The following is a 22087-nucleotide window of genomic DNA, read 5'->3' as shown; positions in this document are numbered from 1 at the left end:
ACCTCAGCAGGCGGGTGCGTCGACCGGTTCCACCAACGGCGCTGACGACAACGTCGTACTGACCATGTCCCGCAGCACGTTCCGCCGGATCTTCCCGGTGGCGGTCTTCGGCAGCTCCGGCACTTCGACCACCGCTCGCGGCCGTTTGAACCCGGCGAGCGTGCCACGGCACCACTGGATCAGCTCGTCCCCGTCCACCGCCCGGCCGGGAGCGGGCACCACCACCGCGACCGGCTTGTCGAGCGCGTCGGCGTCCGGCGCGGCGACCACCACCGCCTCGGCCACGTCGGGGTGCTGGAGCAGCCGGTCCTCCACTTCGGCCGGGCTGACCCAGATACCGCCCGCCTTGAGCATGTCGTCGAAGCGACCCAGGCAGCTCAGCGTGCCGTCGGAGTTGCGGACGTAGGTGTCGCCGGTCTGCATCCACTCGCCGAGGAAGACCTGCCGCGTGGTTTCCGCCCGGCACCAGTACCCGATCGCCGCGGAGTCGCCGCGCACGTACAGCTCACCGACGATGCCGGCACCGTCGATGACGGCCCCGGTGGCGTCCCGGAGCTCCACCTCGTAGCCGGGCACCACGGTGCCCGAGGAACCGGGATGCACCTGGCCCGGCCGGTTGGACACGAAGATGTGCAACATCTCGGTGGAGCCGATGCCGTCCAGCACCTCGACGCCGAACCGGTCCAGCACCCCGTGGTAGAGCCGCGGCGGCAACGCCTCCCCGGCGGAAACTCCCTGCCGTACCGAGGAAAACGCGTCGTCCGGCACGTCGCTCGCGAGCAGCGGCGCCCAGAAACTGGGCGTACCGAAGAAGAGCGTGACACCCTCCTCGCGAACGCGTTCGGCGAACAACGCCGGGTTCGGGCGGCGTTCGTCCAGGATCGCGGTGGCGCCCACCGACATCGGGAAGAACATCGAATTCCCGATGCCGTAGGCGAAGAACAGCTTCGCCACCGACAGGCACCGGTCGCCAGGACCGATGCCGAGCACTCGCTGCCCGTAGTTCTCCGCCACCGTGCGGATGTCGGCGTGCCGGTGCATCGCGGCCTTGGGCCTGCCCGTGGTCCCGGAGGTGTAGAGCCACAACGCGGGTGAATCGGCCCAGGTCGGGTAGGAGCGCTCGACCGGCTCCCCGGTGAACGCGTCCCAGTCTTCGACCACGTGCTGGATGTCCGGTGCGTTCCGCGCCGCGCGCCCGGCGGTCTCCGCGAAGGCCGGTGCGGTGAGCATGATCCGCGCCCGGGAATCGATCACCAGGTCGCGCAACTCGGGCTCGGTCAGCATGGTCGACGTGGGCACCGCGATCGCGCCGAGGTGCATGGTCGCCAGGATCGAGACGAACAACTCGAGGTCGTCACCGAGGCACATCATCACGCGTTCCTCGGGGCGCACCCCGAGTTCGCGCAGCGCGCCCGCCACCCGGTGCACTTCGGCGGACAGCCCGGCGTAGGTCAGCGTCCGGCTGGCCGAGACCACGGCGGTTCGGTCACCGCGGCCCCGCGCCAGGTTGCGTTCGAGGAGGTAGTCGGTGGCGTTGAACGTGGTGGGAGCGAGCATCTCTACCGCCTCAGGGCAGGTGGACGTACTCGAAGTCGAACGGCTTGCCGTTGATGCCGTTGATCGGCGGCGCGACCCAGGAGGCGATCTTGCCGCGTTCGTACACCGGGTGCATCAGCGAGCGGACGAACGCCAGGTCCTCGGTGGTCGGCAGCCAACCACGCCGCCCCGCCTGCCACGTCGCCTCGTCCACGATGGTGCCGTCGGGGGTGATGTGGTGACCGCGGTTGATGCCGACGTTCCGGTTGAACCCGGGGTGGGGCAGGGAGAACCGGTAGCCGAGCTCGTTCTCGGCCAGGATCCGGTTCCAGCGCTTGAGCCCGGTCCGGCAGTCGGCGATGTACTCCGAGCGCAGGTCCAGGTTGAGCGCGAGCAGGGTCTGCACCTCGTCCTGGGTCCAGGTGCCGTCGTCGACGGGCCGGTCCAGGAAGGTGCTGCCGTCGGTGAGCCGGTGGTCGTCCTTGCGGCGGGTCTCGTTCCACCGCCCCTTCAGGCCCGCGGTGTAGTAGTTCGCCGCGTTCGTGGAGGTCTCGCTGCCGAACAGGTCGAGCGAGACGGTGTAGTGGAAGTTGATGTACTTCTGGATGATCTCCAGCGGGATGCCGCCGTGCGCGGCGATGTCGGTGGTGTCGTGCTCGCGGATCAGCTGGGCGCTGCGCATCACCACGCGGTCGACACCGGTGGTGCCGACGAACATGTGGTGCGCCTCCTCCTTGAGCATGAACTCGCAGGTGCGCGAGAGCGGGTCGAAGGCGGATTCCTTCAGCGTGCCGAGCTGGTACTTGCCGTCCCGGTCGGTGAAGTAGGTGAACATGTAGAAGGCCAGCCAGTCGGCGGTCTCCTCGTTGAAGGCGCCGAGGATGCGCGGGGTGTCGGGGCTGCCGGAGTTGCGGTACAGCAGGCCTTCGGCCTGCTCGCGGCCCTCCTTGCCGAAGTAGGCGTGCAGCAGGTAGACCATCGCCCAGAGGTGGCGGCCCTCCTCCACGTTGACCTGGAACAGGTTGCGCAGGTCGTACAGGCTGGGCGCGGTCAGGCCGAGCAGCTTCTGCTGTTCCACCGAGGCCGGTTCGGTGTCGCCCTGGATGACGATCAGGCGCTGCAGATCAGCGCGGTACTCCCCCGGCACCTGCTGCCAGGCCGGTTCGCCGGCGTGCTCACCGAAGGCGATCCGCCGGTCGCCGTCGCGCTCGGCGAGGAAGATGCCCCAGCGGTAGTCGGGCACGTGCACGTGGTCGAAGTGCGCCCAGCCCTCCCGGCCGACGCTGACCGCGGTGCGCAGGTACACGCCCTGGGTCCGCAGGGTCGGGCCCATCTCGCCCCACCAGTTCAGGAACTTCGGCTGCCAGCCCTCCAGCGCGCGCTGCAGCCTGCGGTCGGAGGAGAGGTCGACGTTGTTGGGAATCTTGGCGTCGTAGTCGATCTTCTCTGGCATCAGCTCACACCCGCTTCCTGTCGAAGACGGCCTTCCGGCCGGTGCCGTACCGCCGCAGCGCCCCGTCCTCGCCCGCGGCGTTCGGCCGGTTGAAGATCCAGTTCTGCCAGGCGGTGAGCCTGCCGAAGATCTTGGTCTCGGTGGTTTCCGGGCCGACGAACCGGTGGTTGGCCTCCATCCCGGTCAGCGAGTCCGGGCTCAGCGCGGCCCGTCCTTCGAGGACGATCCGGATTTCGTCCTCCCAGTCGATGTCGTCGAGCGCGTCGGTGACCAGCCCCAGTTCGTCGGCCTCGGCCGGGGTGAGGGCGTGCCCGACCTCCTTGCGCAGCCAGTCGAGGTGATCGGTCTCGAGGTAGAACCGGGATTCCAGGCGCGAGAGGCCGTTGCCCATCGGGAAGCGGCCGAAATTGGCTTCCGACAACCTGATCGAGGCACGCAGCGGGCTGTCCACGTCCTCGATCGGCGGACCGTCCAGGAGGTACTGGCGGTCGCAGGCCAGCGCGAGTTCCAGCAGCACCCCGGCGAAGCAGCTGCCGGGCTCGATCAACGCGATGAGGCTGCGGCTGGTGACGTCGAGCCGTTTGAGGGTCCGCTTGTAGTAGTGGATGATCTCGTTGCACAGCCAGTCATCCGGCTTGCCGAGCACCGCTTCTTCGTGCGCCAGAACGGCTTCGATGTCGCCCTCGGTGCGGATGACCCAGGTGCCCAGCTCGGGTTCGTTGGTGCGCAGGCGCAGGATGAGGTCGTCCAGCTCGCGGGTCATCGTGAGCAGCCAGCCGGGTTTCTCGCGCGGGCCGTGCACGGTGATGTCCACGGTGTCGGCGCCCAGCTCGGCCCGCACGTATTCGTAGGAGTAACCGTCCGGCTCGAGCGGAGTGAGTTCCACGCCTTCGGCCCCCAGCGGCCGGGAACTGCGCTCGGCCAGCTCCAGCGCCCGCTGCCGGACCACTTCGGCGAAGTCGCGCCGGGGCGCCAGTTCGTCCACGAGCCGCCATTCGACCGCGGTCTTGCCGCGGATCCCGTCGCTGCGGGTGGCGAAGACGTCGGCGCGGTCCTTGCGCACGCGGCGCTTGTCCACCACCCTGGTCAGCCCGCCGGTGCCGGGGAGCACCCCGAGCAGCGGCACCTCGGGCAGCGCGACGGTGGACGAGTTGTCGTCGATCAGGATGATCCGGTCGCAGGCGAGCGCCAGTTCGTAGCCGCCGCCGGCGCACGACCCGTTGACCGCGGCGAGGTAGGTCTGGCCGGAGTGCTGGGTCGCGTCCTCCATCGCGTTGCGGGTCTCGTTGGTGAACTTGCAGAAGTTGACCTTCCACGTGTGGGAGGACCCGGCCAGCATGCGGATGTTGGCCCCGGCGCAGAAGACGTTGTCCTTGCCGCTGGTGACCACCACCGACCGCACGCCGGGGTGCTCGAAGCGCAGGCGCTGGACTGCGTCGTAGAGCTCGATGTCCACGCCCAGGTCGTAGGAGTTCAGCTTCAGCTCGTAGCCGGGGACGATGCCGCCGCCCTCGTCGACGTCGAGTTCCAGCCAGGCCATCACCCCGTCGATCCGGAGCTTCCAGTGGCGGTAGGCCGCCGGGTGCCTGGCGAAGCTCACCGCCGGCACGACAGTCGCCGTCATGCGACCTCCTCTTCCGTGGTGGTCCGCGGCACAGCGACTCATTATCGACACAAGTTCCGACTTGCGTCAATCTTCTGTAGAAGGTCCACTGGTACCGTCCGGCGCGGTCGCCGACCTGGGCGGTGAGCGGTGGTCGCGGGTCCGGTGTTCCGTGGGTACCGGCGCGTCCGGCAAGCTGCGTATCAACTTGTAGGCGACGGTTGATCCGGAGGTCGGCTGGTGGTGCGCGCTCAGCGGGTCACGCTGCGTGATGTCGCGGACAAGGTGGGCGTGTCCGCCAACACCGTGTCCCGGGCGCTCTCGGGTAAGGACCAGGTCAGCGAGGCCACGCGCGAGCTGGTCGTGGCGGAGGCCCGGCGGCTGGGATACGTGCCCCACAGCCAGGCCCGGTCGCCGGTCTCCGGCACCACGACGGTGCTCGCGCTGGTGCTCACCAACCCGTCGAACCCGTTCTACGCCGCCCTCATCTCCGCGGTGGAGCGGCGGTGCCGCCTCGCCGGGTACTCGGTTCTCCTGCTGGTCACCGAGGAGAACGAGGACAACGAAGCACACGCGGTGCAGCAGTTGCTGCGCTTCGGCGTCGACGGGGTGCTGGCCGTGCCGACCCAGCACCGGCCCGGTGTGTGGGCGGAACTGTCCGACGCCGGGCTGCCGGTCGTCCTGCTCAGCCGCGACATCCCGGAGCTGGGGTTCGACTTCGTCGGCATCGACGTCGAACGGGCGGTCACCGACGCGGTGACGCGCGTGGCCGGGCCGGACCCGCGGCGGGCGTGGCTGTTCGAAGAGGACCTGGAGATCAGCACGGTCGCCGCGCGTATGGCGGGTTTCCGCCGGGCGCTAGGGAACGATTCGCTGGTGCTGAAGGTGCCGGGCCACCGCACGCGGGACGCCACGCTGCCGTGGCGGCCGGACGACGCCTACCGGCTCGCCGCCGGGCTGATCACCCGCGAGCACCACCCGGAACTGGTGGTGACGGGCAACGACTACTTCGCGCTCGGGGTGTACAAAGCGGTTCGCGAGCGCGGGCTCACGGTCGGCGAGGACGTGCGGGTGCTGGGGTACGGCGACCACCCGGTCGCCGCGTACCTGGAGCCGGGGCTGACGACGATCCGGCTGCCCGCCGACGAGGCCGGCACCGCGGGCGTGGACCTGCTGCTGCGCCGGGTCGCGGAACCGGATCGGCCGCGCGAGGCGGTCCTGCTGAGCGCGACGCTCGTCGAACGGGACTCGGCACGCTTGCGGCGGTGATCGCACACGATCGAGTGACGCTCGCAGCCATTCGGCTGGTACCGGTACAGACGGCCACTCCGAGCCGGAAGTCATGGCTAGGGTCAACGGCGTCGTCGAGAGGGGACCGCCGTGCTGCCGGAAACACTCGCCGCCTTGGCAGCCGCGGGTGGCACCGCCTTCGTGGAGGCGATGGCCACCGACAGCTGGCAGAGCGTCAAACACCAGGTCGTCGCCTTCTTCGCCAGGCACGGTGGCGCGGGCGGGACGGCGACCATCGAGCAGGCGCTCGACGCTGACTCCCAGGTCGTCGCGGAGGCCGGGGAAACCGAACGATCCCAGGTACGCCAGGAACTCCTGCCGCGTTGGCAGGGCCGGCTTTCGAGGCTGCTGGCGGAGAATCCCGCCGCCCCCTCGGCTTTGCAGGCGTTGCTCACCGAGATCGGCACGGGCGGCCCGACCGGAAAGCAGACGGTCAACCTGGTCGCGGGCCGCGACGGTTACGTCAACATCCAGGGGAACCAGACCATCACGAACCACCGCGGGCGACGCGGGCGATGAGTTCCCCACCTGATCCGCCCGGCCCGAACCAGGCCACTCGTGACGGCTACTTCAACCACGGCGGCCACTTCAGCGTGCACAACCACGAGCACGTCCACCCCGAGCCGCCCCGGCGCCGGGCGCTGATGTGGGCCGGTTTCGTGGTGGCGGCGGTACTCGTGGCCGCTGTCGGCGGTTACGTGGCCTGGCGCGCGAATTCGACCTCGGCGGACCCCGCGACCCTCGAACCGCTCACGGCGGTGGCCGACTACCAGCCGGATTTCCCGTATCCGGCGGCGGTGCACCCCCGTCCACTCGGGCAGCAGGAGTTCCCGAACGACCAGGACTGCCGTTCCGTGGTCGGCTGGGCGGTGAACCAGGGCGGCGCGTACACCAGCGGTACGACCCCGGTCCGGGTCGTCATCGGCAGCAGGCGGGACACGGCGGTCATCACCCGGATCGCCGTGCGGGTCGTCGAACGCCAGGACGCCATGGCAGGCACGTTGTTCACCTGCGCCTCTTCGGGCACCCGTCCCATTCCGCTCACCGTGGACCTGGACGCGACGACGCCGATAGTGCGAGCGCAGAACAGTGATGGCACGCCGGGCGAAATCTTCGCCGAGCACAACGTCGAAGAGGTGAAACAGGGCGAGTCACGGATCCTGGACGTGACCGCCCATACGACCCGCTGTCTCTGCCGCTGGGTGATCGACGTGGAGTACGTCTCGGACGGGGAACCGCGGACCTTGACCGTCACCCCTCGAGGGCAGGCGGGGTTCCAGACCACGGCGACCGAAGCGGCGGCCCGCCGGTACAACGCCCTCGGCGGCAGTTCGATCTGGGCGGTCGGCTAGTACGGGTACTTCTCAGGGCTGGACGAAGCGATTCTCCTCCACCCCGGCCATGCTCGTCAAAGCAGACGATACCGGCGGAAGACTGCGGCGAATGCAGTTGGCGCGTGCCGCACTGCGCACGGAGAACTCCCTCACGGCCATAGCCGGGGCCATCGGATACCAGTCAGCACTTGATGCCCTCACGGAATTCCTTTTCCTCATGGCACCAGATGAAGGCCTTGTCGAAGTCGTCTTCCCGCATGGTGGGTTCGGTGATGAGCGGGACGTTCTTCGTGTCCGACTTCCGCACCGCGGTGTAGGACTTGCCGTTGTTGAGGTAATCGACCTCGATCTGCCATTCGTAGGCTTCCCCGAGCACTTCGACGAAGACCACTTTGCTCCACACCTCCATCCGCTGAGCGGTGACGGTATCGGGCAGCTCGACCCTGCGCTGGCCCTTCGCACTGATCACCTTTTCGTGCAGGCCGTCGGCGCGTACTTCGAAATCCGACGGGCCGTCGACGCCGTGCGGGTTGACGCACTGGTACAGGTAGTTCGGCGGTGCGATGCCGGGTATGGCGGTGAGGAACCGGACACGCAGATCGGTGATCGTGATTTCCTGGAACGACTGGGGAAGCACTTCGACGGTGACTTCGGCGTCGCGGGCATCACGCCCGGAGACCGCCTGCACCGCCTCATACGACCCACTGCACCCGGTCGACCCGCGGATCGACCGGTCGTTCGGATTCGTGACCACGGGCCCGAGCCGATCCGGCGTCACGTCGGTGAGCTGGGCCCATTCGTCCTCGGTCCGGGAGCGCCACACGGTGACGGTCGCGGGCTCGTCCGCCTGAATCGGCGGCGGCGGCGGTGCGGGCGGCGGCGAACTCATCAACGCCGGCGGCACTTCGCCGGACGGCCGGGTGAGCCGATCGACGACGAGGTAGCCGGACGCGCCGGCGACCACCAGCACCGCGACACCGGCCAGCGCGATCACTGTTCGACGCATCGACCCAGGTTAATCGATGTTCAACCGAGGACACCGGCGCTTTCGAGGCATAGTCGCGACCCCATCGGATGACGTCCGTTCCGCCGGTCCACCGACGGTGTCATTCCCGGCGGAATACTGGACACGGCGGACTCTCGCAACCGCTTCAAGTGTGACTGTAAAGCGTTGACGAACCGGCGTTACCGGGGTGTGATCGGCAGCCACCAAAGCCGTAGCCGAGGTGAAGGAGTGAAGACCATGGGCGAATTCGATCTCGACCTCAAGATCGAGGGGGTGGCCGGGGCCGGCTGGGCCGAGCACTTCGGCGGTGGCGGCGTCAGACTGGCGGACCACCCGCAGCACGACGTCGCCGCGCTCAACACCTGCACCTCCCCGTGCACGTCGGTCGCCTGCACCCATTCCGGATCGTGCTGAGCCGACAGACGTGGGCAGGCCCGGGCGAGCCGTCGGTTCGCTCGGGCCTGTCGCCAACCCGCTTCCGGGCGCTCGACTTCGCGATCGTGCGGTTGTCGGCACGATCGCCCGGCGACTCGTTCTCCAGCGACCTCTGGGCCGACCCCTACGTCCGTGAAGCGGTCGAGGTGTCCAGTCCTTCGCTCGCCGCCACCCTCGACAGGATCAGCTCCGGCGCGCTCACCGACCCGGCCAGGCAGCGCCGCGCGGCCCTGTCGCTCAACCGCTACCTCGTCAGGATGACGCAGCGGCCGACCCCGTTCGGCCTGCTCGCCGGGGTGGCCGCGGCCGATTTCGGTGAGCAGCCGAAGATCCGCGTCGGCACCGGGCACCGCAGGCACGTGCGCGTCGACCGGAGCTGGCTGGCCGAGGTGCTCCGCCCCCGCGAGACCGATCCGGCGGTGCTCCCCCGGCTCCGGGTGGTCCGCAACGACCTGTGCTTCTCCCGGGGCGACCGGCTGGTGCTCCCCCTGGTCCCCGAGGAAAGCGGCGTTCGCGGCCCGGACGACCGCGAGCGCACCATCCGGCACACCCGCCCGGTGGGCGCCGCGCTCGAAGCCGCGCACACCCCGATCGCCTTCCCCGCCCTGCTCGCCCGGCTCGGCGCCGAGTTCCCGCAAGCGGGCGAAGAGGTGCTCGCCAATCTGGTCACCCAGCTGGTGGCGGCGGAATTCCTGGTCACCGACCTGCGCCCGCCCGCGACCACCGAGGACCCGATCGCGCACGTGCTCGCCCACGGCGGTCCCGCGCCCGAACTGGAGAAGGTCCGCGAGCAACTCGCCCGCTACGCCGCCACCCCGGTCGGCCAGGGCCACGAAGCGCTGCGCGCGGTGACCGCCACCATGCGCGGTATCCACGACCAGGCCCAGCTCCTGCAGGTCGACCTCGGCATGGACGCCGATTTCGTGCTGCCCACCGCCGTCGCGGACGAACTGGCCTCGGCCGCCGAAGTCGCCTGGCGGGTGGCCCCGCCGCGGCTGGCCCCGGCCGACCCGCTCGCCGCCTACCGCCGGGAGTTCATCGAGCGGTACGGCGCCGGCACGGTGGTCGGCATCAAGGACGTGCTCGACCCGGAACGCGGTCTTGGTCCACCGGCCGGATACCTGCTGCCACCGGGGAACCGGTCGAGCGGCACCGAGCGCCCCGGCGAGTCCGAACGGGACGCCACCTTGCTGGCGCTGGCGGCCCGAGGCGGGCGTGAGGTATTGCTGGACGAGGAAATTATCGAACGGCTCGCGCGCCCGGACACCCCCGGCGACCGGGGCTCATACGCGGAACTGTGCGTGCAGCTCCTCGCCGATTCCGAGGATGCCTTGCGGCGTGGGGAGTTCCGGCTCGTCGGCGGCGGTGACGTCAACTTCACCCGGGTCGGCGCGTTGTTCGGCCGGTTCCTGCCGCTGGTTCCCGAACTGGGCGACAAGGTCGGCGCGGTGGCCGCGGATCTCGTCGGTGAAGCGACCCCGGTGCAGCTCCTCACGCCGCCGCTGCACCCCCGCATGGTCAACGTGACGCAGGTGCCCAGGTTGACCGGCGAAGCGGCGGTGCTCGGCGCGTACGCCGAGCGCCCGGCCGAACTGGGTCTCGACGACCTCGGGATCACCGCGTACTTCGACCGGTTCGCCGTGGTGTCGCTGCGGGACGGGCGGGAGATCGCGCCTCTGGTGTTCCACTCGCTCAACCCGAGACTCGCCGTGCCGAACGCGGTGCGCCTGCTGCTCGAGATCGGCGAGAGCCACACCCCGCCCTGGCCGCTGTGGCACTGGGGCGCCGCCGCGGATCTTCCCTACCTGCCCCGGATCCGTCACGGCCGCACGGTGCTCAGCCCGGCACGCTGGCTGCCCGATCCGCGGCTGCGCGAGGACGTCGAACACAGCGAATGGGTGCGGCGCTTCGAGAAGTGGCGGGCCGAGTGGTCCGTGCCGCGCGTCGTGCACGCCACCACCGAAGGCGAGCGCCGGATCCAGCTCGACCTGAACTCCCCCACCGCCGTGGAACTGTTGCGCGCGGACCTCCGGAAGCATCCGGAGCTGGTGCTGCGGGAAGAGCCTGCCGGCGGCGAATTCGGCTCCGGCTGGGCCAACGGGCACGCCGCCGAAGTGGTCGTCCCGGTGATGCCGGTACGAGCGGGACGAACCCGGGCCAAGGCCGTCTCGCGCCCGTTCGTCAGCCGGTCGTACCCGCCGGGCGGGGAATGGCTCTACCTCAAGGTTTATGCCGACCGGGGCAGGCATGCCGAGTTGCTCAGCCGGCACCTGCCCGCCCTGGTGACGCGGGCACAGCCCTTCAGCGACAGGTGGTTCTTCCTGCGCTACGCCGACCCGGGCCACCACCTCCGCATTCGCTTCCACGGCGAACCGGCGGCGCTCAACGGCGAACTGCTGCCCGTCGTGCACCAGTGGGCGGACGAGCTGATCGAGGCGGGACTGATCGCCGAGCTCGGGACCGGTACCTATCAGCCGGAGATCACCCGGTACGGCGGGCCGAGCGCGATCGAGGCCGCCGAACGCGCGTTCCACGCGGACTCGCACTGCGTCCTGGAGCAGCTTTCCTTACTGGAGCAGGGAAAGCTCGACCTGCCGAGGGAACTCCTGCTTGCCGCCAACCACCTCGAACTGGCACGAGCGCTGTGCGGCGACGACGGGTGGCAGGACTGGCTGCTCGCCACCTACCCGAAAGACGAGCACCACCAGGCGTTCCAGCGGTGCCGGCGCGACGCCGTCCGGCTGCTCGATCCCGGCCGAGAGCACTGGGGCCGGGAACTGCTGGACAGCTGGGAGCGGCGTGCTCCGCTGCTCCGGGACTACGCACGCGTCATCCGCGGCACCGAAGCGGCGCCGGAGGCGTTCGCCTCGATGCTCCACGTGCACCACAACCGCCTCAGCGGCACCGGCCTCGACGCGGAACGGGAGGCCTACGCCATCGCCCGCGGGGTCGTGCAGGCCCGGCGGGATCGCGAACGACAGGAGCGCCGATGACCACGCACATCGTGACGGAACTGGCCGAGCGGCTCGCCGATCCGGCACGGGTGGTGGCGACGACGGACGCTCCGGGCAACGCCCTGCGGATGGACACCCGGGACGCCACGTTGTGGAGCCCGGCGGGACTGTCCGACGGCCACCCCGCTTTGGCCCTGCTGTACGCCGAGCTCAGCGCCGACGATCCCGGACTGCGTGAGCAGGTCCACGCCCACCTGCGGGCCGCGCTCGCCTCGACGGCCCCGCCCGCGGGCGGCGGGCTGTTCGGCGGCATCGCGGCGGTGGCGTTCGCGGCACACGCGGCGGCGGAGGAAGCCAGTGGGTACACGGGGATGCTCACCCAGCTCGACGAAGCGGTCAGCCGGGAATGCCAGGCACTCACCACCCGCGACCGCGCGAGGATCGCCGACGGCCTGCCGATCGGCGGGTGGTCGGGTTACGACGTGACCTCCGGAATCGCCGGTGTCGGCAGGCAACTGCTGGCCCGCTACCGGTCGACCGGGAACCCGCTGGTGCTGAGCGCAGTGGAGGACGTGCTGGCGACGCTGGTGGACATCGCGGTCGCCGACGACATCGAGGTGCGGGGGCAGCGCGTGCCCGCGTGGTGGAACCACCACGACACGGCGGGCATCACCGCCGAAGACACCGGGCACCTCAACTTCGGGATGGCGCACGGGGTGACCGGTCCGCTGGCGTTGCTGGCACTCGCCCGGCAGGCCGGGGTCACGGTGGCCCGGCACGACGAGGCCATGCTGCGAATCCTGGCGCTGATGCGGAAGTGGCGGCTCGACGACGAATCAGGCCCGTTCTGGCCGTACTCGGTCACCCTGGACGGCCCGTCGCCGCCGGGCCGGTACCGCGAGGTGTGGTGCTACGGCGCCGCCGGGATCGGGCGCGCGTTGTTCCTGGCCGGGACAGCGCTGGGCGACGAAGAATGGTGCGAGACCGCGCACAGCGCGTTGCGAGGGGCGTTCGGTATCGCCTTCGCCGGGGACAGCCCGATCCAGGACTTCGGCCTCTGCCACGGCTGGGCGGGCCTGCTGCAGATCGCCTCTCGGATGTCGTTCGGCACCGGCGACCGGTACTACGCCGAAACCGCGGACGAACTCGCGGCGCGGCTGGAGAAGGCCTACGACCCGGAAGCGCCGTTCGGGTTCCGGTACGACTACCCCGGTTCGGTCCGGCCCCTCGACCGCCCCGGCTTCCTGGAAGGCGCGGCGGGCATCGCGCTCGCCCTGCACACCCACGCCACCGGCGAACCCCCGGTCACCGGGTGGGACGCGCCGTTGCTGATCGGCTGAAACCCGCTTTCAGTACGGCAAGAGCGTGCCGAGCCGGACGCCGATCCGCTGGAAGTCCTCTTTCTGGTCGTCGAGGTGGTGCAGTAACTCGACGACGGCCGTGTCGCCGTCGATCTCGACGACCGTCCCGGGCACGCCCGCGACGAACGGGTACGGCGCCGAGGGGTCCAGTTCGTGGTCCGCGTCGAAGTACGGGGTCTTGCCGATCAGCCGGTGGACCGTGCCGTGCCGGTCGGTGAGCGCCACTTCGACCAGGCCGGGCTGCGGGTCGTCGTCATACCAGCGGACCGCGATCGCGGGCATCAGGCACTCGGCCCCCGGCACCACCAGCCGCCTGAGCCCGGCCTGGACGGCTTTGCGGCCCGCCGCCCGGTTGTTCGCCTCGTTGGTCTCGATGATGTGCGGCAGCACTTCGCGCACCACCACCCGGATCGGCGGGGTCGGATTGTCGAAGCGCTCCTCGAACTCGGCCTGGACACCGAGCACGATGTTGGTGAAGCACAGCGGCACCAGCTCGGGGAAATCACGTGAGTCCGCCCGGATCCGCTCGTCGATCGCGTCGACGGCCTCGAACTCCGCGGCGGGTTCCAGGTCCACCAGCGCGGTCGCACCGCCCTTGGCCGAATGTTTGGTTCCCACGTCACCGCGAAGGTCGCGGAGGGGCAGCGCGTGCAGCAGAGCGTCGATGAGGGCCACGCCGGCAGGCTATAGCGCTCAGGCGCGCCGCAGGACGTGAACGAGGCAGACCGCGCCCACGCCGACCAGGTGCGCGCGTTCGGGTGCTGACGGTTTCCGAGCGGAAGGCAGGAAGGACTGGGCGCGCTCGCCGAAAGCGGGCCGCGGTGTGGCAGGGCCGTTGATCAAGCCGGGCGGGTGCACTCCCAGGTGACGTGGGCCTCGAACATCATGACCACCTTCCCGGTCTCCACGCACTGCTCATACACGAAGCCGTCGGCGAGCGCCTTCTGGTACGCCTGTCCCCTGGCGTAGTCGAGCGCGAATCCCCAATCGCTGTAGCCGGAGCCGGTGAAGACCCTGGTGTAGGTGTCCGCCGCCGCGGCGACGCCACCTCCCAGCACCACGGTCGAGGCGAGCGCGAGCGCGGTGCAGATCCGGGCGGTTCTCCTCGTGGTCATCCCTCGACCCTAGGAGCACCACGCGGTGGTCCGCGAGCGCCGGACGGCGTCAATCCCCTCTTTCAGTGCCTGCATGCTAGCAAGCTCATTTGCTAGCATGCAGGCGTGGCTCCGACCGCCAAACGGCAATTCAGCGTCTACCTGCCGCCCGATCTCATCCGGCGGGTGAAACACGCGTCGGTCGACGCGGACGCCTCGCTCTCGTCGATCGTCGAACGGGCGCTCGAGGAGTACCTGCGGAAGAGCCATCCGGCCGATGAGGAGCGTTCCTGATGCGCGTGCTGCCGATCCGCTACAGCTCGGATGTCGCGGCCCTGACCCGGTTCTACGAAGCACTCGGCCTGCGGGTCGGGCCGGTGTCCCGGCCGGGCGGCTGGATCGAGATGCCCGCCGAGGGCGGCGTGCTGGGCGTGCACCGCGGATCCCCCGAGGACACGGGCCGGTGCGAACTGGCCTTCGCGGCCGACGAGCCCCTGGAGACGGTGTCGGCGCGCCTGCGAACGGCGGGGTTCGCGCCGGAGCCGGTGACCGACGAAGCCTTCGGGTACTCGCTGCGCGTCCAGGACCCGGACGGCGTGTGGGTGCAGATCAACCTCTACGACCGGGACCTCTATACGTGAGTGGCGGTCAGCTCACGCGGAAGCCGCTGTTCCTCGCGATCGGGATCGTCGCGCTCGAATTCGCCGCGGCGGTCACCGGTTTCGTCGCTTCCACGCTGCTGCCCACCGTCGCCGGTGACCTGGACGCGAGGGACCAGCTCGGCCTGCTGATCGCCGGGTCCGCGCTGGGGTTGTTCGTCGCCCTCCCGCTGGCGAGCCGGGTTCTGCACCGCCTGGGCCCGCGCGGCACGCTGGCCGCCGGGATGCTCGCCTACCTGGGCGGGCTCGCGTTGGCCGCTTCCGCGCAGGCGGCGTGGGTGTTCGCGCTGGGGCAGTTCGCCGGCGGGCTGGCGAGCGGGCTGCTCGCGGTGTTCGGCATCAGCTCCGCGATCCAGCACCTCGACGACCGGCTGCGCATCCGGGTGGTCGCGGCGTCGTCGGCGATGTGGATCGTGCCCGCGCTGGTCGGCCCGGCCGCGACGCTCGGGCTGGAGCACCTGGTGGGCTGGCGGTGGACCCTGCTGGTGCCGGTGCCGTTCGTCCTTTTCGGACGGTTGCTGGTGGTGCGCGCCGTCCGCGACGGCCCGCCTCCCGGGGCGGCGCCACGGCCGCTGGCCCGGACGTTGCTGGTGCCGCTGGGTGCGGCGGGTGTCGTGCTGAGCACGGGGTGGTGGCCGCTCGCGATCCTCGGCGCGGCGATCACCGTGGCCGGGATGGTCTCGATCCTGCCGCCGGGCACCGCGCGCCTGCGTCGCGGCACTCCCGCCGCGCTCGGGGCGATGGTCCTGTTCGCGGTCGGCTACTTCGGCGCGGACAGCCTGATCACCGTGCTGTTGACGAGCGGGTTCGCCATGAGCCTCGGTCAGGCCGCGATCGTGCTGAGCGCCGCGCCGCTGGGATGGGCGATCACGAGCCTGTTCGCCGCGGCGCGCTCGAAGCGGCACTTCCCCGCGATCGGCCTGGCCCTGACCGCCCTCGGTACGGGGGTGCTGGCGGTCGAACTCGTCTCCGGCGGGTCGTTCGCCGTGGTGCTCGTCGCGTGGGCGGTGGCCGGAATCGGCGTCGGGCTCGCCTATCCGGGGCTGTACATCAGCGCGACCACCGCGGGTTCGAGTGGGTTCAGCACCGCGGAACTGGCCACCGCGGTGATCACGGCCGAATGCATCGGGCAACTGCTGGGCCGCGCTGTCGGCGGGACCTTGAGTTCGGTGGGCCAGAGCGGTGGATTGTTCGCTTCGTACGTGCTGTTCGCGGTCGCTCTGCTGGCGGCCGCGGGCGCGGCGAACCGCGCCCGGGAGCCGCGCTGAGGGGCGGTTACCCTGTGCCCCATGCCACTGGTCTCGCTCGAACTGCCGTCCCCCGAAGAACTCCGCCCGCGCTGGGCGGCCTACGCCGCGGTGATGGCCGCGATCGGCTACGGCGACGGGTGCCGGGCCGACGGCCGGGTGTGGCACTACGACGACGGCGGTGGCAACTGGTGCGACCTGGTCCTGCTCGATGACGGCCGGGCCGTGCTGCAGGGGAACGACCACGAGTACTCCGACACCTACTTCCGGGACGCGGCGGAGTACTTCGGGGAAGACGAAACCGACCTGCTCGCCGACGCCCCCGCCTGGTGGGGCGAACACCTGCCGCCGGCAGGCGAATGGGTCGGCTTCGTCTACGGCTTCGACGGTTCCTGGCACCGCGCGGAATACGACCTGCAGGACGGCTTCGACTCGGTAGGCCTGCCCGCCCTGGACGACGCGGGCTTCCTGGACTCGGTCACCAAATTCGTCAGCGGCCGTTCCGAAGGCGCCTTCACCCCGCCGCAGGACGCCGTGCTCGCCATCGCCGCGGCAGGCCCGGAACTGACCACGGACCAACTGGCCGCCGTCTTCGGCTCCACCACCGCCGACCTGACCGCCGGAGTCGCGGCAGCACGCGCCTTCAAGCGCTAACACGCTCCCCGTTACCTTTTTCGTAGTTCCTGATCAAGGAGCTGTGGTCGCCAGGTTCGGCATGACTGATGCCCCCAGTCGAGTCCATGATCCGGGGGGTGGTGTCACTGGGCCTGGCGGCATCGAGGGACCGCTGATAGGGACACGGCCACCCCGCCGGGTAGGTCTCGTCGTAACGTGGGTGCCGGCCATCGATGCCTGACCGGCGACCACCCGCGACGGACGAAAGACGCGTGCATGAGCAGCAGTTTCGGCGTGTTCCTCGGTCTTGACGTCGGCAAAGAGTCCCACCACGCGGTGGGCCTGGACCCGGCCGGGAAGAGGCTGCACGACGGCCCCTTGCCCAACAGCGAACCCAAACTGCGAGCGCTGTTCGACAAACTCGCCAGCCACGGGCCGCTGCTGGTGGTCGTCGATCAGCCCGCGACGATCGGCGCGCTGCCGGTCGCTGTCGCACGAGCCCACGGGCACCAGGTCGCCTATCTGCCCGGACTGGCGATGCGCCGGATCGCCGACCTCTATCCCGGGCGGGCGAAGACCGACGCCCGCGACGCGTTCATCATCGCTGATGCGGCCCGCTCGCTGCCCCACACGCTGCGCCCGGTCGACGTCGGTGATGACACCCTGGCCGAGCTGGAGGTGCTGGTCGGCTTCGACGACGACCTGGCCGGTGAGGCCACCCGCCTCGGCAACCGCATCCGCGGGCTGCTCACCGGCGTCCATCCCGCCCTCGAACGCGCGATCGGCCCGAAGATCAGTCATCCGGCGGTCCTGGAAATCCTGTCCCGCTGCGGCGGCCCCACCGGAATCCGCAAGGCCGGGCGCCGCAAACTCACCGCGATAGCGAAGGCCCACGCCCCGCGCATGGGCGACAAACTGGTCGAGGCGATCATGACCGCGCTCGGCGAGCAGACTGTCACCGTCCCCGGAACCACCGCCGCGGACACCGTGCTGCCCAGACTCGCCGACAGCCTGAAAACCGTGCTCCAGCAACGCACACAGCTCGCCACCGAGGTCGAGGAGATACTCGATGCGCACCCTCTTGCCGGGGTCCTGACCTCCATGCCGGGCATCGGGGTCAGGACCGCCGCCCGCATCCTGCTCGAAATCGGCGACGCCTCCAACTTCGCCAGCTCCGCACACCTGGCCGCCTACGCCGGCATCGCCCCGGTCACTCGCGCCTCGGGCACCAGCATCAAAGGCGAACACCCCGCCCGCACCGGCAACCGCAAACTCAAACGCGCGTTCTTCCTCGCCGCCTTCGCCGCACTGCACGATCCGGCCAGCCGCACCTACTACGACCGCAAAAGAGCCGAAGGCAAGAAACACAACGCCGCCCTCATCTGCCTCGCCCGACGCCGCTGCGACGTCCTCTACGCCATGCTCCGCACCGGCACCCACTACCGACACCCCGAACCAGCCCACACCGCGGCAGCCGCTTGACAAACCCATAGGGACACCCCCCCAAGGCCAGCAGACACTCTGACGGCCCTCGTGCCAATGCTATGAGTGGGGCATTACTTGCATTGAATGCAAGTAATGCCCCACTCATAGCGTTCACGGCATCACCGGGCGAACCAGGGGCACTCCCTGGCGGCGCTGAATGGGGAACTGTGGTCTGTGCCTAGAGTGCGTGCGCCAGCGGCCAAGGAGTGCCGTGGACTTCGCCCCAGTGCAGGGTGCAGGCCTGTCCCCGGACGGGTGTCGCCGGGCGTGAAGCCCAGAGGGTGAGGAAACGCAGGCCGCCCAGGTCCAGGGCGATCAGGTCGTAGGGGCCGTTCGTGAGGAAAGGCGCGGGCACACCGCGGTGCACGCGCACCTCCGCCAGGAGCACCGCGGTGCCCGACCATGGCGTCGCCACAAGCTGGCCGCTGCCGCACGTCCGGCAGATTTCGCCATCCGGCCAGCGCCATCGGCCGCATTCGGTGCAGCGCGGGAACAGGATTTCCTCGCCCGAGCGGCGTGGGTACGCGGGGCTCATCGCGCACCCGCCGAGAGCACGGCGGCGCCGATCGACTGCGGGCCGTCCTGGTCGACCATGCCGAGGCCGGTCACCAGCGCGGTGCTCGCGCCGGGCACCTGCGTCGGCCCGGCTTGCCCGCTCAGTTGCCGCGCCGCCTGAACGACGGGCAGATAGCCCCCGGCGCCCCCGGCCTGCCCGCAGCTCAACATTCCGCCACCGGTGTTCACCGGCAGGTCCCCGCCGATGTCCAGGTCGTGGGCGGCAAGGAACCCCCGCAGGTCTCCGCGGGTGGCGAAGCCGAGTTCTTCGAGCTGCACGGCCACCATGAAGGGAAAGTCGTCGTAGAACTCCAGCACGGAGAAGTCACCGGGCCCCCGACCGGCGACGTCGTACAGCGCGGACGCGTGCCGCGCCCAGCCGAAGTCGAGCTCCTGGGGCCGGTTACCGGCGTGCTCGGTGAATCCCGCGTCCACCCGCACCGACTGCCGGACGCCCAGCGCTTCCGCGGTGACGACGAACGCCGCCGCACCCGAGCCCGGGAAAACGCAGTCCAGCAGGTGCAGCGGCTCGACGATCGGTATCGAGGCGAGGTAGTCCGCCACGGTGATCGGCTTACGGAACAGAGCGCGTTCGTTGCGCGCGCCATTGCGCCGCTGCGCGACCGCGATCCGGCCGAAGTCCTCCCGCGTGCTGCCCGTCGCGGCCTGGTGTTCGCGCTGGAGCAACGCGAAGACGACGGTGGCCGCCGCCGCGCCGATCGGGGCGAGCGATTCGGCGAACCCGGTGGAGAAGTTCGTGTTCACCTCCGCCAAGGTGGCGGTGTCGGTGGTGTCGGCCGCCGCGCACACGACCGCTGTCGCCTGACCGGACAGCACCGCGGCAGCGGCCTGCAGCAACGCGTTGACCGCGCCCGGGCCGCCGGGCTCCTGCGGCGCCAGCCAGTTCACCCGCAGTCCGTTGCGGGCGGCCAGATCGACGGCGTGGTCCGGCGCGAGGGTGAACCCGCCGACCGCCAGGCCGTCGATGTCCGCCGCGGTGAGCCCGGCGTGCCGCACGGCTCCGGAGATGGCGTCGGCCAGGAGTTCGCGCGTCGGGCGCTCGACCCGTTTGGTGACCGGGAGTTCGTGCCATCCGGCGATCACCGCACCCCGGGTGTTCCGCACCGGCGTCATTCGCGCTCCCAGGTGTCCTCGGTGACGCCCTGCTCGCGAAGCACCTGTTTGGCCACCTTGCCATTGGCGGTGAGCGGGAACGCGTCCACCACGCGCAGATAACTCGGAAGTGCGTACGCGGGAAGGTGTTCCGACGCCGCGGCCAGCAATGCCGTCGGGTCGAATTCGGCGCCTTCGACGAGGTGCAGGCACACCAGCACCTCGTCTTCACCGAGCGGACTGGGCACCGCGATCGCGGCCGCGTCGGCCACCGCGGGGTGCACGCGGAAGGCGGCCTCGATCTCGTAGCTGGAGATGTTCTCGCCACGGCGGCGGATGGAGTCCTTGAGGCGGTCGCGCCACCGGTAGTATCCCCGCGCGTCGCGCTCGACCAGGTCGCCGGTGTGGAACCAGAGGTTGCGGCGCGCTTCCAGCGTCGCCTCGGGGTTGCCGAAGTAGCCGTCGGCGATCTGGAACGGCTGGCGCGGCCGGATGGCCAGCTCGCCGGTGGCCGGTCCGTCGAGGACCTCGTCCCGGGGACCGAGCAGGGCGACCTCGAAATCGGGGTGCGGGATCCCGGCGACACCCGAGGTGCGCTCGCCCGGCGGCGTGGAGATCGGCACGCCGATCTCGGTCATGCCGAAGCCTTCGGCCACGTGCACGCCGAAGAAGTCCTCGAAGTCGCGCTTGATCGCCGGGTCGATCCCCGGGCCGAGGATGCGCCGCAGCCGTGCGGTCCGCGTGCGATCGAAGGTTTCCGGCCGCCGGTTCCACAGCATCGTGCTCATGGCGCCGAGGATGAAGGTGGTCGTCGCCTGCGCCTGTTCGAGGCGCGTCCAGAACGCCGACACCGAGAACCGCGGCCCGATGACCGCCCGGCCCCCGGCCGCGAAAGCCTGCAGCGGAGTGGTCAGCGCGTTGGTGTGGAACAACGGGAGTGCCGTGTACAGCACGTCGTCGGCGTCGAGCGCGAGTTGCTCGCACCCGATGACCGACCACCACCAGAACTGGCCGTGCGGCATCACCACGCCCTTGGCCGGTCCCGTGGTGCCGGAGGTGAACAGGACCGCGGCGGTCGTCTCGGGGCCGACGGGTTCGGCGGGGAGGCCTTCCGGTGCGAGGGCGAACCTCGCCGCGTCCGCCCACACCTGTTGCCCCGCCTCGTCATCGCGCGGCGCGTCGAGGGCGGGGGTGTCGAACACCAGCCGGGTGGCAGCGGGAGCCACGGCGGCGACCTGTGCCGCCGACGAAGCGTCGACCACCACGATCGCCGGATCGGCCAGCCGGAGCTGGTGGCGCAGGGGGTCGCCGCGGAGTTCGGGGTTGAGCGGCACCAGCACGCTGCCGTTCCAGGCCGAACCGTGGAACAGATCGATCAGCTCCGCCCGGTTCGGGCTGACCACCACGACGCGATCGCCCGGCCCGGCGCCGTGCGCGCGAAGCGTGGCGGCGGTGCGCGCGGCCCGGTCGACGAGGTCGCGCGCGGTGAACCGCTCCTCCCCCACGGTCAGCGCGAGCTCGTCCCCGGCGGCGGCCGCGTTGCCGGTGAGGATGTGCTGGACCGTGCGGTGGCTCGCGGGCCACAGCCGCCAGGGGTGCCGTCCCACGCTCATCGCATGAACAATCCGCCGTTGAGGTCCAGCGTCGCGCCGGTGACGTAACCACTGTCCGGGCCGACGAGGTAGGCGACCGCAGCCGCGATCTCCTGCGGCTGCCCGACCCGGCCCACCGGAATGCCCGCGCCGAGCCGGGTGACTTCGTCGTCGTCCATGGCCGGGGTGCGCACGGCCGCCGGGGCGATCGCGTTGACGGTGACGCCGTCGCCCGCGAGTTCACGCGCGAAGATCTTGGTCAGCACCAGGATCCCCGCCTTCGACGCGGCGTAGTGGGCACCGGCGACCAGTCCGCCCTGTTGCCCCGCGAACGACGAGACGTTCACGATGCGGCCCCACCCGCGGTCGCGCATCCCCGCCGCGGCCAGCCGGCTGAGCACGAAGTAGCTGCGCAGGTTGGTATCGAGCACCGCGTCCCATTCGTCGACGGTGATCTCCCACAGCGACCGCTTGACCGTCACCCCCGCGTTGTTGACCAGCACATCCGGCTGCCCCCACACCTCGGTGACCCGGTCGAACGCCTCCTCGATCGAGTCCGCGTCGGCGACGTCCAGCCCGAAGGCCCGCGCGGTCTCCCCCGCCGGGTCGAGCGTCGCCGCGACCCGTTCCGCCTCCGGCAGGTTCAGGTCGCCGAGCGCGACCCGGAACCCGTCCTCGTGCAGCCGCCGCGCGATGGCGGCACCCAGCCCCTGCGCGGCACCGGTGACCAGCGCGACGCGAGCGGCCTCCCCCAT

21 protein-coding genes are annotated in these 22087 nt (G+C 70.4%); 11 read left to right on the top strand and 10 right to left on the bottom strand.

What is annotated here, in order from left to right; translation table 11 throughout:
* Positions 1-3: 3 nt before the first annotated feature.
* From L3Q67_RS31210 to boxC, 3 genes are read right to left on the bottom strand one after another with little or no spacing between them, the layout of a single operon-like run.
* Positions 4-1557 carry an acyl-CoA synthetase family protein gene (locus tag L3Q67_RS31210; protein WP_499185010.1) on the bottom strand — a complete coding sequence of 518 codons (1554 nt, stop codon included), beginning with the start codon at positions 1555-1557 and terminating at the stop codon, positions 4-6.
* Between the two features lie 10 nt (positions 1558-1567).
* On the bottom strand, positions 1568-2989 hold the full coding sequence (gene boxB / locus L3Q67_RS31205; protein WP_499185009.1) for a benzoyl-CoA 2,3-epoxidase subunit BoxB: 1422 nt from the start codon (positions 2987-2989) through the stop codon (positions 1568-1570).
* A 4-nt stretch (positions 2990-2993) separates the two neighbouring features.
* Positions 2994-4613 (bottom strand): 2,3-epoxybenzoyl-CoA dihydrolase, encoded by a 1620-nt coding sequence (gene boxC / locus L3Q67_RS31200; protein ID WP_499185008.1) that lies wholly within the window; start codon positions 4611-4613, stop codon positions 2994-2996.
* Positions 4614-4835: 222 nt separating this feature from the next.
* Here boxC and L3Q67_RS31195 point away from each other — a divergent pair, with 222 nt between their 5' ends.
* The 3 genes from L3Q67_RS31195 (at position 4836) to L3Q67_RS31185 (ending at position 7234) form a co-directional block, all read left to right on the top strand.
* Entirely contained in the window at positions 4836-5861 is a 1026-nt protein-coding gene (locus L3Q67_RS31195; protein ID WP_499185007.1) for a LacI family DNA-binding transcriptional regulator, read from the top strand.
* A 111-nt stretch (positions 5862-5972) separates the two neighbouring features.
* Entirely contained in the window at positions 5973-6401 is a 429-nt protein-coding gene (locus L3Q67_RS31190; RefSeq protein WP_499185006.1) for a hypothetical protein, read from the top strand.
* The gene (locus L3Q67_RS31185; RefSeq protein WP_499185005.1) at positions 6398-7234 is read left to right on the top strand and encodes a hypothetical protein; all 837 of its coding nucleotides are present in this window, start codon (positions 6398-6400) and stop codon (positions 7232-7234) included. Before L3Q67_RS31190 ends, L3Q67_RS31185 begins: the two co-directional genes overlap by 4 nt.
* 163 nt (positions 7235-7397) lie before the next feature.
* Here the strand turns inward: L3Q67_RS31185 and L3Q67_RS31180 are convergent, their stop codons facing one another.
* The gene (locus L3Q67_RS31180; RefSeq protein WP_499185004.1) at positions 7398-8222 is read right to left on the bottom strand and encodes a hypothetical protein; all 825 of its coding nucleotides are present in this window, start codon (positions 8220-8222) and stop codon (positions 7398-7400) included.
* A 237-nt stretch (positions 8223-8459) separates the two neighbouring features.
* Between L3Q67_RS31180 and L3Q67_RS31175 the strand changes: the two genes are divergently transcribed.
* Genes L3Q67_RS31175 through L3Q67_RS31165 form a run of 3 tightly spaced genes read left to right on the top strand, consistent with a single transcriptional unit; the run spans position 8460 to position 12951 of the window.
* Complete coding sequence (locus L3Q67_RS31175; protein ID WP_499185003.1) at positions 8460-8636, top strand: hypothetical protein; 177 nt, start codon at positions 8460-8462, stop codon at positions 8634-8636.
* On the top strand, positions 8630-11650 hold the full coding sequence (locus L3Q67_RS31170) for a lantibiotic dehydratase (protein ID WP_499185002.1): 3021 nt from the start codon (positions 8630-8632) through the stop codon (positions 11648-11650). The genes L3Q67_RS31175 and L3Q67_RS31170 overlap by 7 nt, the downstream gene beginning before the upstream one ends.
* Positions 11647-12951: a lanthionine synthetase C family protein gene (locus tag L3Q67_RS31165; RefSeq protein ID WP_499185001.1), complete on the top strand. Its 1305-nt coding sequence runs from the start codon at positions 11647-11649 to the stop codon at positions 12949-12951. Before L3Q67_RS31170 ends, L3Q67_RS31165 begins: the two co-directional genes overlap by 4 nt.
* Before the next feature lie 9 nt (positions 12952-12960).
* Here L3Q67_RS31165 and L3Q67_RS31160 read toward each other — a convergent pair whose 3' ends face one another.
* Together L3Q67_RS31160 and L3Q67_RS31155 are read right to left on the bottom strand one after the other, a co-directional pair.
* Positions 12961-13647, bottom strand: a complete 687-nt coding sequence (locus L3Q67_RS31160; protein ID WP_499185000.1) for a hypothetical protein — start codon at positions 13645-13647, stop codon at positions 12961-12963.
* A 164-nt stretch (positions 13648-13811) separates the two neighbouring features.
* Positions 13812-14087 (bottom strand): hypothetical protein, encoded by a 276-nt coding sequence (locus L3Q67_RS31155; protein WP_499184999.1) that lies wholly within the window; start codon positions 14085-14087, stop codon positions 13812-13814.
* 105 nt (positions 14088-14192) lie between these two features.
* Between L3Q67_RS31155 and L3Q67_RS31150 the strand changes: the two genes are divergently transcribed.
* The 5 genes from L3Q67_RS31150 to L3Q67_RS31130 all read left to right on the top strand — a co-directional run bounded on the left by L3Q67_RS31150 (position 14193) and on the right by L3Q67_RS31130 (position 18069).
* The gene (locus tag L3Q67_RS31150) at positions 14193-14360 is read left to right on the top strand and encodes an RH3 domain-containing protein (protein WP_499184998.1); all 168 of its coding nucleotides are present in this window, start codon (positions 14193-14195) and stop codon (positions 14358-14360) included.
* Complete coding sequence (locus L3Q67_RS31145; RefSeq protein WP_499184997.1) at positions 14360-14707, top strand: VOC family protein; 348 nt, start codon at positions 14360-14362, stop codon at positions 14705-14707. Before L3Q67_RS31150 ends, L3Q67_RS31145 begins: the two co-directional genes overlap by 1 nt.
* Positions 14704-15993, top strand: a complete 1290-nt coding sequence (locus L3Q67_RS31140; protein WP_499184996.1) for an MFS transporter — start codon at positions 14704-14706, stop codon at positions 15991-15993. The genes L3Q67_RS31145 and L3Q67_RS31140 overlap by 4 nt, the downstream gene beginning before the upstream one ends.
* A gap of 21 nt (positions 15994-16014) precedes the next feature.
* On the top strand, positions 16015-16626 hold the full coding sequence (locus tag L3Q67_RS31135; RefSeq protein ID WP_499184995.1) for a proteophosphoglycan 5: 612 nt from the start codon (positions 16015-16017) through the stop codon (positions 16624-16626).
* Between the two features lie 237 nt (positions 16627-16863).
* Positions 16864-18069, top strand: a complete 1206-nt coding sequence (locus L3Q67_RS31130) for an IS110 family RNA-guided transposase (RefSeq protein WP_209663709.1) — start codon at positions 16864-16866, stop codon at positions 18067-18069.
* Positions 18070-18250: 181 nt separating this feature from the next.
* Here L3Q67_RS31130 and L3Q67_RS31125 read toward each other — a convergent pair whose 3' ends face one another.
* Genes L3Q67_RS31125 through L3Q67_RS31110 form a run of 4 tightly spaced genes read right to left on the bottom strand, consistent with a single transcriptional unit; the run spans position 18251 to position 22087 of the window.
* The gene (locus L3Q67_RS31125) at positions 18251-18607 is read right to left on the bottom strand and encodes a Zn-ribbon domain-containing OB-fold protein (protein WP_499184994.1); all 357 of its coding nucleotides are present in this window, start codon (positions 18605-18607) and stop codon (positions 18251-18253) included.
* Entirely contained in the window at positions 18604-19761 is a 1158-nt protein-coding gene (locus L3Q67_RS31120) for a thiolase family protein (RefSeq protein WP_499184993.1), read from the bottom strand. The genes L3Q67_RS31125 and L3Q67_RS31120 overlap by 4 nt, the downstream gene beginning before the upstream one ends.
* Complete coding sequence (locus L3Q67_RS31115; protein ID WP_499184992.1) at positions 19758-21353, bottom strand: AMP-binding protein; 1596 nt, start codon at positions 21351-21353, stop codon at positions 19758-19760. The genes L3Q67_RS31120 and L3Q67_RS31115 overlap by 4 nt, the downstream gene beginning before the upstream one ends.
* Positions 21350-22087, bottom strand: a complete 738-nt coding sequence (locus tag L3Q67_RS31110; RefSeq protein ID WP_499184991.1) for an SDR family NAD(P)-dependent oxidoreductase — start codon at positions 22085-22087, stop codon at positions 21350-21352. The genes L3Q67_RS31115 and L3Q67_RS31110 overlap by 4 nt, the downstream gene beginning before the upstream one ends.

It is taken from the genome of Saccharothrix sp. AJ9571, from assembly GCF_021725495.1.
Taxonomy (GTDB): Bacteria; Actinomycetota; Actinomycetes; order Mycobacteriales; family Pseudonocardiaceae; genus Amycolatopsis; species Amycolatopsis magusensis.
Note: the sequence above shows the minus strand (reverse complement) of the source record. Positions and strands in the feature narration are given on the sequence as shown.